Annotated in this window: 10 protein-coding genes; all 10 read right to left on the bottom strand. The window is 63.9% G+C overall.

What is annotated here, in order from left to right; genetic code table 11:
* Positions 1 to 26: 26 nt before the first annotated feature.
* Positions 27 to 1,229 carry an acetyl-CoA C-acyltransferase gene (locus tag FLO80_RS14485; RefSeq protein WP_111364363.1) on the bottom strand — a complete coding sequence of 401 codons (1,203 nt, stop codon included), beginning with the start codon at positions 1,227 to 1,229 and terminating at the stop codon, positions 27 to 29.
* Between the two features lie 3 nt (positions 1,230 to 1,232).
* Positions 1,233 to 2,162, bottom strand: coding sequence for an SDR family NAD(P)-dependent oxidoreductase (locus tag FLO80_RS14490; protein WP_111364361.1), 930 nt, complete (start codon positions 2,160 to 2,162; stop codon positions 1,233 to 1,235).
* On the bottom strand, positions 2,159 to 2,626 hold the full coding sequence (locus tag FLO80_RS14495) for a MaoC family dehydratase (RefSeq protein WP_111364359.1): 468 nt from the start codon (positions 2,624 to 2,626) through the stop codon (positions 2,159 to 2,161). The genes FLO80_RS14490 and FLO80_RS14495 overlap by 4 nt, the downstream gene beginning before the upstream one ends.
* 1 nt (position 2,627) lies before the next feature.
* A complete protein-coding gene (locus tag FLO80_RS14500; RefSeq protein WP_111364949.1) occupies positions 2,628 to 3,446 on the bottom strand; it encodes an SDR family NAD(P)-dependent oxidoreductase in 819 nt (272 codons plus the stop codon).
* A 22-nt stretch (positions 3,447 to 3,468) separates the two neighbouring features.
* Positions 3,469 to 4,581, bottom strand: coding sequence for an acyl-CoA dehydrogenase family protein (locus FLO80_RS14505; RefSeq protein ID WP_188078303.1), 1,113 nt, complete (start codon positions 4,579 to 4,581; stop codon positions 3,469 to 3,471).
* 11 nt (positions 4,582 to 4,592) lie between these two features.
* Positions 4,593 to 5,756: an acyl-CoA dehydrogenase family protein gene (locus FLO80_RS14510; RefSeq protein ID WP_111364357.1), complete on the bottom strand. Its 1,164-nt coding sequence runs from the start codon at positions 5,754 to 5,756 to the stop codon at positions 4,593 to 4,595.
* Positions 5,757 to 5,958: 202 nt separating this feature from the next.
* Positions 5,959 to 7,581, bottom strand: a complete 1,623-nt coding sequence (locus FLO80_RS14515) for a DUF4139 domain-containing protein (protein ID WP_111364355.1) — start codon at positions 7,579 to 7,581, stop codon at positions 5,959 to 5,961.
* Between the two features lie 188 nt (positions 7,582 to 7,769).
* Positions 7,770 to 8,447 (bottom strand): metal-binding protein ZinT, encoded by a 678-nt coding sequence (locus FLO80_RS14520; protein ID WP_111364353.1) that lies wholly within the window; start codon positions 8,445 to 8,447, stop codon positions 7,770 to 7,772.
* A gap of 267 nt (positions 8,448 to 8,714) precedes the next feature.
* Entirely contained in the window at positions 8,715 to 9,737 is a 1,023-nt protein-coding gene (locus FLO80_RS14525; protein ID WP_111364349.1) for an aspartate-semialdehyde dehydrogenase, read from the bottom strand.
* A gap of 84 nt (positions 9,738 to 9,821) precedes the next feature.
* Positions 9,822 to 11,000, bottom strand: coding sequence for an MFS transporter (locus FLO80_RS14530; RefSeq protein WP_111364347.1), 1,179 nt, complete (start codon positions 10,998 to 11,000; stop codon positions 9,822 to 9,824).
* Between the last annotated feature and the right edge of the window lie 612 nt (positions 11,001 to 11,612).

Below are 11,612 nucleotides of genomic sequence, written 5' to 3' on the forward strand. Positions count from 1 at the left end.
CCGGGCAGAATGTTCATTCGACCGGTTCAGAGAACCTCGAACAGGCCCGCGGCTCCCATGCCGCCGCCCACGCACATGGTGCAGACCACGTATTTCGCGCCACGCCGTTTGCCCTCGATCAGCGCATGACCGACCATCCGCGCGCCCGACATGCCATAGGGGTGGCCAACGGAAATCGCCCCGCCATTGACGTTGAGATTTTCCATCGGGATGCCCAGCACGCGGGCCGATTGCAGCACCTGGCTGGCAAAGGCTTCGTTCAATTCCCACAACCCGATATCGTCCATGCTCAGCCCATGCGCCTTGAGAAGCTTGGGCACCGCATAGATCGGGCCAATGCCCATCTCGTCTGGCTCGCAGCCGGCAGCGGTCACGCCGATATAGCGGCCCAGCGGCGCAAGACCGCGCTTCTCGGCCTCTTTCGCCTCCATCACCACGGCCGCCGATGCGCCATCGGAAAGCTGGCTCGCATTGCCCGCGGTGATGTACTTGCCTTCCTTGATCACCTGCCCGTCCTTGAAGACCGGTTGCAGCCCCTGGAGATTCTCAAGCGTGGTTGAGGGGCGGTTGCCCTCGTCCTTTTCAAGGGTCACTTCCTTGAACGAGATTTCCTTGGTTTCCTTGTCCATCACGCCCATCGTGGTCGTAAGTGGCACGATCTCGTCATCGAACTTGCCCGCCTCTTGCGCTGCGGCGGTGCGCTGCTGCGATTGCAGGGCATATTCGTCCTGATCCTCGCGGCTCACGCCATAGCGTTCGGCGACCGTCTCGGCGGTCTCCAGCATGCTCATGTAAAGCGCGGGCTTGTGTTCCTTGATCCACTTGTCGGCAAGATGGTCGGTGCGCATCTTCTCGTTCTGCACGAGGCTGATCGACTCGACCCCGCCGCCCACGGCGATGTCCATGCCGTCATGGACCACCTGCTTGGCCGCGGTGGCGATCGCCATCATCCCGGATGAGCACTGACGGTCGAGGCTCATCCCTGCGACCGTCACGGGCAGGCCCGCGCGGATCGCCGCCTGACGGCCGATATTGCCGCCGGTGCTGCCCTGCTGAAGCGCTGCTCCGATGATGCAATCCTCGACCTCGGAACCGTCGAGCCCGGCACGCGAAACCGCGTTGGAAACCGCGTGACCGACGAGAGTCTGCGCCGATGTGGCGTTGAAGGCACCGCGAAAGGCTTTGCCGATCGGGGTGCGGGCGGTGGAAACAATAAGTGCGTCGCGCATGTCTTAGTCCTTTTTGTCGAGTGAAATGCCGCGCAGATCGGCGGCCATCTGGATGTATTTGTTGGTCTGGTCGAAGGCACCGGGCATTTCCGCCTGGCCTTCCGCGTCGCGGATACGGGCCATGTTGGCCATCACCGCCTCGGGCGTCAATTCGTCATCGGCAAGTGCCACACCCCGCGTTTCGTAAACCTTGGTTTCGGCAAAGCACCCGCCGCCCGCGCCAAGGATCATCTTCGCGGGCGCATCCTCGGCCACCAGCGCCAGAAGCCCCGGGGTGATGGTCTCGGGTTTCAACAGCGGCAGCACCTCGGGTGGCAGCAACTCCTCGGTCATCCGCGTAGCGGCGGTCGGGGCGAGCATGTTGACGCGGATGTTCTTGCGGTGGCCCTCTTGATGCAGCACGTTCATCAGCCCCAGCATCGCCGTCTTGGCCGCGCCATAGTTCGACTGGCCGAAATTGCCGTAAAGCCCCGAGGCCGAGGTGGTAAAGACGATGCGGCCGTATTCACGCTCGACCATGTGGCGCCAGAGCGCATGGGTGCAATTGACACTGCCCATCAGGTGCACATCCATCACCAGCTTGAAATCCTCAAGGCTCATCTTGGCAAAGGTCTTGTCGCGCAGGATGCCCGCGTTGTTCACAAGGATATCGACGTGGCCATATTCGGCGATGGCGGCATTCACCATCTCCTGCACCTGGCCCGCGTCGGCCACGTTGGCACCGTTAGCGATGGCATGTCCACCCGCGTCGCGGATCTCCTTCACGACCGCCCTAGCGGCGTCGCTCGATCCGCCCGACCCATCGCGCGCTGCGCCCAGATCGTTGACCACCACCTTGGCCCCCCGCGCGGCCAATCCAAGCGCATGGCTACGTCCAAGGCCCGCGCCCGCGCCGGTCACGATCGCCACGCGCCCATCAAATCGAACCGTCATGCTTCTTCTCCGAAATAGCGCCGCCCGATCCATTCGGCAGCAAGGGCAGGCTTGTCCTGCCCTTCGATCTCCACCTCCACGGAGGTATGGCTTGTCACGAAGCCCGGCTTGCTTTCATCCAGCGCGGTGAGGGTGAAATGCCCCCGGATGCGCGCGCCCGCTGGCACCGGCGATAGGAAACGCACCTTGTCGAACCCGTAATTCACGCCCATCGCCACGTTTTCCAGCACCGGCATTTCATAGACCATGGCCGAGAGCATCGAAAGCGTCAGGAACCCGTGCGCGATGGTCGTCCCGAACGGGGTTTCCTTCGTCGCCTCGGGGTCGACATGGATGAATTGCCAATCCTCGGTGACATCGGCAAAGGCGTCGATACGCTTCTGGTCAATGGTGAACCAGCTCGATGTGCCCATCTTCTTGCCCACGAGGGCGCGCATTTCCTCAAGCGTCAGTATCTGTGCCATCTCAAAGATCCTCGTTAAACAAGCTGCCCTGCGCCTTCGATTGCATCCCGCCCGAAAGCGGCAGGACCGCACCGGAAAGATAGGCCCCGCCCCGCCCGCACAGGTATTGCAGCGCGCCCGCGACGTCCTCGGGGGTGCCCACACGGCCAAGCGGCACACCCTCGGCGGCCTTGTCCTGGCCCTCCTTGGTGGCGATGGCAAAGGCGGTCATCTTGGAAACAAACGGCCCCGGCGCGATCGCGTTCACGGTGATATGCTCGGGCGCAAGATCGTTCGACAGAACCCGCGTCATGTGATGCACCGCACCTTTCGAAACGGCATAGGAATAGGTCATCGTGCCCTTGGGGATCTCTCCCATGACCGACCCCACGTTGACCACCCGCGCCGGATCATCCGGCGTGGCCGCCTTGCGGAGCAGCGGCAAAAGCTGCTGGGTGAGGTGAAACATGCCCTGCACGTTCAGCTTCAGAAGCTTGTCCCACGCCTCGTAGGGATGTTCGCCCAGCGGCGCGCCCCATGTGCGCCCCGCGTTGTTCATCAGGATATGCAGCGTGCCGGTGCGACCCTCGACCTCCTTCACGATGGCGTCGATACCCGCCTCGGTCGCCACGTCGCCGCCGAACCCCTCGACGCTCCCGGGCAGGCCCAGCGCGTTCACCTCCTTGGCCACCGCCTCGCAGGCATCGGCCTTGCGCGAACAGATCAGAACCCGTGCACCCGCAGCGGCCAGACCTTCGGTCGCCATGCGCCCGATCCCCGTCGCCCCGCCGGTGACGAGCGCCACCTTGCCGCTCAGATCGAACAGCGCCGATGGTGTCATGTTGCTCATGTTTCTTCCTCTCTCAAAGCCTGCGGGCCGCCGCGACGATGGCGGCATGGTGGCCGTAATCGCCCAGCCATTCTGCACCAACGCGGGCGCGTTTCATGAAAAACCCTGCGTCATAATCATCGGTCATGCCGATACCACCATGCATCTGCACCCCTTCCATGACAGCCAGTTTCGCGGTCTGCGTCGCCCGCGCCTTGGCAAGACTCACGGCCAGTTGCGCATTCTCCGGCTCGTGATCGAGCACCCGGCCTGCATGCGCCACGGCGCTGGCCGTCACCTCGATCTCGGCAAAAAGATGCGCGGCACGGTGTTGCAGCGCCTGGAATGACCCGATGGTGCGGTCGAACTGCTTGCGCTCCTTGAGATAGCCCAGCGTCACCGCCGAAATCCCCGCCGAAAGGCCCGACAACTCGGCCGCCAGTGCCGCCTGCCCCGCACGCAGCCCCGGCGCCAGCGCGGCCAGGCCACCGCCGACCTCGCCCACGACATCCTCGCCCGTGGCCTCGACATCCTCGAACTCGAGCGTCGCGAAATCGCGCGCGTCGATGCTGTCTGCCCCTTTGCGCGACAGGCCCGCTCGCCCCGCGTCGATGTCAAAAAGGGTCAGCCCCTCGTCGCCCTCGCCACTGCACGCCAGCACCAGAACCCTATCGGCGCTGGCCCCGTCGGCAACAAAGACCTTGCGCCCCTTGAGGCGAAACCCGTTGCCCTCCGGCCTCGCCTCCATCGCGGTCAGGTCGGGGGCGTGTTTCGGCCCCTCGTCCACGGCCAGCGCGTAAAGCGCCGCGCCCTCGGCGATCTGGCCCAACCGGTCCGACCCTGCCGCGCGCAACGCGCTGGCCGCGATCACCGCCGACGAGAGAAACGGCGACGCCGCCAGCGTCCGCCCCATCTCCTCGGCCAGGATACCCGCCGCGCGGTGCCCCATATCGGCGCCGCCATGGTCCTCACCGATCAGCACCCCGGCCCAACCCATTTGCGCCATCTCGCGCCACAGACCCGGATCGAACGCCTGGCCCGCATCGCGGTTGGCGCGCAAGGCACTGACCGGCGCGTTTTCGTCCAGAAACCCGCGTGCCGCATCGCGCAGCATCACCTCGTCTTCGGTATCGACAAGTCTTTCCATCATCCGGCCCCTTATTTCGACGGCAATTCGAGAACGCGCTTCGAGATGATGTCGAGCATCACCTCCGACGTGCCGCCCTCGATCGAATTGGCCTTGGAGCGCAGCCATGGCGCCGCCAGCCCCTCGCCCCAGTCAAGCGCCTCGGACCCGCGCGCCGACATGATGATCTCCTGCCGCCGCTTGTTGAGTTCGGTGCCGTAATATTTCAGCATCGCCGAGGCGTGCCCCACCCCCGCGCCGCTTTCGGCCATATCCTTGTAACGTTCCATAGTCAGGCCAAAGGCAAGGCTGTCGACCTCAAGCTCCATCGCCTGCGCGCGAATCACCGGATCGGCCCCCGCCACCATGTCCATGTCGCCTATCATCTCCGAAAGCGTGGCCCCGGTGGTCAATCCCCCGCTGCCACCGCCGATCATCTCGCGCTCGTGGGTCAGCAGGTATTTCGCCACGTCCCAGCCACGATTCATCTCGCCCACGATGGCACCCTCTTTGGGCACCTTCACGTTGTCGAAAAAGGTCTCGCAAAACGGCGAGGCCCCGGAAATGAGACGAATGGGCCGGGTCGTCACCCCGGGCGTTTCCATGTCGATCAGCATGAAGGAAATACCCAGGTGCTTGGGCGCATCGCGATCGGTGCGCACGAGGGCGAAAATCTTGTCGGCCTTGTCGGCGTAAGAGGTCCAGATCTTCTGCCCGTTGACCAGCCAGTGATCGCCCATGTCCTCGGCCCGCGTCTGCACATTGGCCAGGTCCGAACCCGCGCCCGGCTCGGAATAGCCCTGGCACCAGCGGATGCGCCCGGCGGTGATCTCGGGCAGGTGCTCGGCCTTCTGTTCGTCGGTGCCGAACTTCAACAGTGCCGGCCCCAGCATCCAGATGCCGAAACTATCGAGCGGCGAAGGCGCCCCTGCGCGCGCCATTTCCGCGCGCAGGGTCTTTTCCTCGTCCCGGCTCATCCCGCCGCCGCCATAGTCCACGGGCCAGCGCGGGCAGGTCAGCCCGCGCGCATGGCACCGCTCAAGCCAGTCTTTCTGCGCCTCTGAGCGAAATTTCCAATTCCGCCCGCCCCAACAGATCGTGTCCTCGTTGCGCGGCTGCCCGCGCAATTCGCCGGGCAGATTCTCGGCGATCCATTCCGCGATCTCCGCGCGGAAATCCTCCAACGTGTCGGGCATGTCCGATCCTCCCTGAAATCACCGGTCACGGCACACCGGAATCGGACATGGTGCAAGAGGGCGGCACGCCTGACGGTGCGTCATTTGATCCATGCCGCCACGTCCCCGACCCGCCCGAAGATGCCTTCGAGCTCTTTCTTGGATCAAATACTCAAATCTCGCCCCCTCTGCCCGCACAGCGTTGCGAGGGGGGCGGGACGGTTCAGCGCAGCACCTTGCCCTCGGGCCATTCGAGGCTGTAGTTCAACTCGATCTCGCGCATCTCGCCTGCACCGATCTCGATCTGCCAGCCCAGCACACCCTTCTTGTCCTCCACATCCGTCTCTTGCGGGCGCGGCTCGGCGTTCCAGGTGATGACCAGATCCTCCTGCTCGGAATAAGGCACCTGGTCGAGCAGGCGCAAACGCCAGTCCTGCCCGGTCAGGTTCTCCGCCTCGATCCGCACCTTCTCGGCCAGCCGGGTCGAACGGCTCAGGATGCCACGGTCGCCCTCGATCCGCTCGGCCAGGCGCTTGAGCCGCAACCCCTCGATCGGCCCGAACCCAAGCCGCGCCTCTCCGCCCGCCGGGATCATCCGCCCCCGCGTCTCGCCGAGGAATTCACCATCGCGATAAAGTTGTGTCGCAACGCTGGGCAGGATCATTTCACCGCTCGTGTTGGTGAACTCGGCCACCAGGAAGGCAGTCTCGTCGCGCTTCGGCACGGCCAGCGCCATGGTCTCGGCCACCAATGTCAGATCGTCCAGCGCAAGCCGCGCCTCGTCCGCGCCCGAGGCCAGATCGACCGCACCGGGATAGGTATAGGTCACGCTGAACGCGCCGATCTCGGTCACCGCGCGATCTGCTGTCACCATCGCGTCCGCCATCGGCATCTCGGCCATGGCTCCCGACATCGCCTCTTTCTGCGACCGGACCAGCGGCGCGACCTCCTCGGGGTCGGCGATGCGCCGCAATTCAGGCCAAAGCTCGCCCGGCTCCACCGCGCCGCTCGGTTGATTGGTCGAAAGGGTCAAGGCGACGTCCTGCCAGTTCTCGCCGGTCTCCTGACGAACCAATGCCCCACGCCCAAGCGTGATCTGGCTGGCTTCCAGGTCGAGATAAGCGTCATAAACCGGGCTCCATCCCGCTTGCGAATGGAAATAGATGATCTCCAGCATCCCCTCGGCCGCATCCTCTGCCGTGATCCCCACCGCGACAAGGTTGCGCGGCCCGGTTTCGGGCACAAGTGCCGCCAGTGCCTGCCTTGCTGCCTCAAGCTCCTTGCTCAGTTCCTTGACCTCGCGATCGACCACGCGGGCCGCGCCCTCGGCGTCCAGTGCCGCCCGCCGCGCGGCCAGCGTTTCCTCGCCGACCATGCGCGAGACATCGCGCAGCGTGTCCACATCGACCCCGCTCAGCGCATCCCCCTGCCCAAGCTGGCGCAGGAACCCGATGCGCGTATCCGCTGCCTCGCCCGCTGCCCGAATCGCCGCGGCCTCATCCGCCTTGGCGCGCATCGCTTCTTCCAGCCGCGCAACCTCGTCACGCGCGGCCGTCACCGCGGCACTCTCGTCGTCGGGGCGTGGCGGCACGAAATCCTCGCGCGTCGAAACCGCCCCCATCGTGGCCCCAGTCACCCTGATTCGCAGGCTCTCCATCGGCGTGCCGCGCGGCAGGTCGATCAGGCGCAATTCATGCGCCCCCGCCGGGGCCTCGAACGGCACGGCCCGCGTGATCATGGCCCCTTGCGGGAACAGCGTCACCTCGCTGACCCGGCTGGTCAGGGGGATCGCCTCGGCAAGGGCAACCGTGGGCAAAAGGGCGAAAACAAGGGGCAGGACGCGCATCAATCAAACTCCGTAACTGGATGGACCACCGCGATCAAAACCCATCGACCGCACAAAGGAAAGGGGGCGCCCGCATGAGGCGCCCCCGATACGCGATCTTTGGCCGGTCTCCGCCCTGCTTGAGAACCTCGCACCCCGGCAACGCGGTGATCTGCACCGTCGAGCAGGCGCGCGCCGGGGCTGAACACCTAATGTGCGAGCATCTCGTGCAGGATGCCGTCCCCTTCGAGCGACGCCGGGTAATATGTCGGCCAGTTCGTCAACTCTTCAAGCAGGGCGGCGCGGTCATCGCCCCAGTAGAGATGATAGTGGTCCGATCTGGCCGGTGCGATCCGGTGATCGCTGAACTGTATGTAACCGGGCGCGGCCTCGTCACCCTCAACCTTGGCAAAGACAAACCGGACACCCCGGTTGCCGCGCTTGTAGGTCAGCACCTCATAGCCGTCATATGCGTAACGGCCCCGCACGGCCGGGTCACCGCGCGCAAAGAACGTCACGCTGTCCTCTTCAATCAGAATCCGGTCGACATCGGTGGCATAGCCGGTTTCGTAATAGGCGCGATATTCGGCCGCGCTCATGTCGCCATGTTCGGCCTTGTGTGCCATGACAGGATCAAGCGTGCCGTCGATCAGATAGGGATAGACGGACTGCCAGTCGCCCGCCCAGTCGGAAAGGGCGCGATCCTTGATCTGGTCGTCCTCGAAATATCCCTTGTAGACCGATTTCTGATCCTTGTCGTGGTCGTGCGCGTGGTCATGTTTATGGGTCTCGTCGGCGCTTGCGCTTTTCTCGGCCATGGCCGACGCGGCGGCAAGCGAGAGTCCGATTGCAAGGGCGGATGCGGCGACGGCACGTGAGAGTTGCATGGGATATGTCCTCCGTTTTCTGGGTTATGTAGTGTTATGTTATCACATTACATCAGTTGGTAGCGCCGCAATCCGGTCGGGGCAAGTCCTAAATGACATCGGAATAATGCACGGCATTGCGGGTCCGCCCCGGCCGCGAAACCGCGGGGCAGCGCATGTCGTTCCTGCGACGGGTAACCGTGATGACCGATCTGCCGCCCTGCGCCAGAAAAAGAAAAGGGCCGAACGCCTGCGCGCCCGGCCCCTGCTCGATCCAGTTCGGTCGGATCAACCCTTCTTGAGAACCTCGCGCCCCAGCAACTCGGCGATCTGCACCGCGTTGAGCGCGGCGCCCTTGCGCAGGTTGTCGCTCACGCACCACAGGTTCAACCCGTTGTCGATGGTCGAATCCTGCCGGATACGCGAGATGAACGTGGCGAAATCGCCGACGCATTCCACCGGCGTCACGTAGCCGCCATCCTCGCGCTTGTCGATCACCATGATGCCGGGGCTTTCACGCAGGATGTCGCGGGCCTCGTCCTCGTCGAGGAACTCCTCGAACTCGATATTGATCGCCTCGGCATGACCGACAAACACCGGTACGCGCACGCAGGTTGCCGTGACCTTGATCGCCGAATCGACGATCTTCTTGGTCTCGGCGACCATCTTCCATTCTTCCTTGGTCGATCCGTCATCCAGGAACACGTCGATATGCGGAATGACGTTAAAGGCGATCTGCTTGGTGAACTTCCGCGCAGGCTTGTCATCGGTCGGGTTATAGATCGACTTGGTCTGATCCCAGAGCTCGTCGATACCCTCTTTCCCGGCCCCTGAAACCGACTGGTACGTGCTCACCACCACGCGTTTGATCTTGGCGCGATCATGCAGCGGTTTGAGTGCCACCACCATCTGCGCGGTCGAACAGTTGGGGTTGGCGATGATGTTCTTCTTGGCATAGCCGTGCACTGCCTGCGGGTTCACTTCCGGCACGATCAGCGGCACATCGCGGTCATAACGATAGAGCGAGCTGTTATCGATCACCACGCAGCCCGCCTTGGCCGCCTTGGGTGCGTAATCCTTGGTCGCCTCCGACCCCACGGCGAACAGCGCAATGTCCCAGCCGGTGAAATCGAACTGTTCGAGATCCTCGGTCTTGAGTGTCTTGTCGCCGAAGCTCACCTCTGTACCAAGGCTCCGGCGCGACGCCAGCGCCGCGATCTTGTCGATCGGGAACTCGCGCTCGGCAAGGATGTTCAGCATTTCATGGCCCACGTTGCCCGTGGCACCGACGACAACGACATTATAGCCCATTTCGGGGTCTCCTATGTTTCGACGTCGCGGGTCATACATGAGCCGCGCCCGGGTTGAAAGCGAAACCCGGGCCTGCGCGCATGACTACGCCGTCCGGTCCTCGGCCCAGAGATAGATCACCAGCCCGACCAGAACCGCGATGGCAAAGAACCCGAACAACATCTGGTAGGAATACTCCACCCCCCGCCCGGCGCCTTCGGCCGCAGTATAAAGCTTGCCACTCGCCACCTGCATCAGGCCCACGCCACCGATCCCGAAAAGGTTCATCAACGTGACCCCCCGCCCCACGAGATGCGGCGGATAGAAACTGCGCCCATGCGCCATGAGCACCGGGAACGAGGCGCCGAAAAACCCCACAGCGGCACACAGGACCACCGCCCGCCAGACCACGTCATGCGACAGCACGGCCAGCGCCGCGATACAGGCAAGCCCGGCAAGGTTGCCGACAAAGATCACCCATTTGCGGGTGTTCATGATCCGGTCCATCGGCCCATAGGCAAAGGTGCCCGCGATCATCGCCGCCCCCATGATCAGCGTGACATTGCCCACCAACGCGGGCGAGGCGGCAAAGACATCCGCGAAATACGGCCCGATCCACAACCCGCGCAGCCCGGCCGCCGGGGCATACTGAACCGCCATCAACGGGAATATCAGCCAAAGCACCGGCATCTTCAGCAGATCGAGAACCGATCCGCGCGCCTCGCTCACCACCTTGTCGGGATCGCGCACCATGACGAAAAGGCCAAACGCCGTGACCGCGCTCACCCCCGCCATGATCCACATCACCGGCCGCCAGCCCAGCGCCTCGACCGCCAGCGTCAGCGGCAGCGCGCTGGCAAGGTTGCCCACCGACCCCACGCCAAGGATCACCGCCGCCAGCGTGGCAAACACCCGCGCCGAATAGACCTGCGCAAAGATGAAATAGGACGCCATCAGAACCGGCGAGCACCCCACCCCGATCAACAGCATCGCGGCACTCACATGTGCCGGGCTCTGCGCCACCGCGAAAAGCGCCGCACCCCCGCCACCACCGATGAGCAACAAGACCGACGCGGTCAGCCGCGGCCCCACCTTGTCCAGCGCCCAGCCCACCGGGATCTGCATCAGCGCGAAAGACAGGAACCAGAACCCCGACGCCGTGGCCAGCGCCTCGGCATTCGCCCCGATATCGCGCCCCAGAACCTCGGTCAGAACCGCGAGAAACGCGCGGTAGAACTGACTGAGCACATAGGCGAATGTCAGCAGGATCAAATCCGCGCGCATGGTCTCACTCCCCTCGTTCACGGGTTAAGTGACACGGGCGCACCGGATGCACAAGATTTGGGCGGAAAAGAAATGCCGCCCTTTCATCTTGCCCCAAATACTCCCGCCGGAGGCCCCCGAGACCGCGGCCCCTTGGCCGCGGACGAGATACCCTGCGCGCCGCAGGCGCTCCTTCAAGGCCGGCACAGGCGCAAGGGGCCAGAAGGATGGCCCATCATCGGAACAAACGATTCAGTAGAAACCAATACCAGAACCTTCAACTTGTGACCCGACCCCGCCATTTCGGACAAATGGCTCCCCCGTCCCGCAAGACCGACCATTCGCTGCGCGACGCCGGAACGGCAACAGAGCGGGACTTTGCGGTCACCTTGTCGTCAAAGGCCGATGTCCACTCTGACGCGATTTGCGGACGTTCGAAGCGATTGCACACGGAACGTACATGTAAAGTGTCCAGCACGCTGGCGGGCGTTGTTGCAGAACTATCCCGGTGAAGGATTCACTTCGTGAATCCATGCGGTTACAGAGGCTGCATGAGCAAGCCCCCTCCTGCCCGCTATCGCACGACGAACTGGTCCAGCTACAACGCGTCGCTGCGCAAGCGGGGGGCTCTGC

It is taken from the genome of Aquicoccus porphyridii, assembly GCF_008369105.1.
Lineage (GTDB): Bacteria > Pseudomonadota > Alphaproteobacteria > Rhodobacterales > Rhodobacteraceae > Aquicoccus > Aquicoccus porphyridii.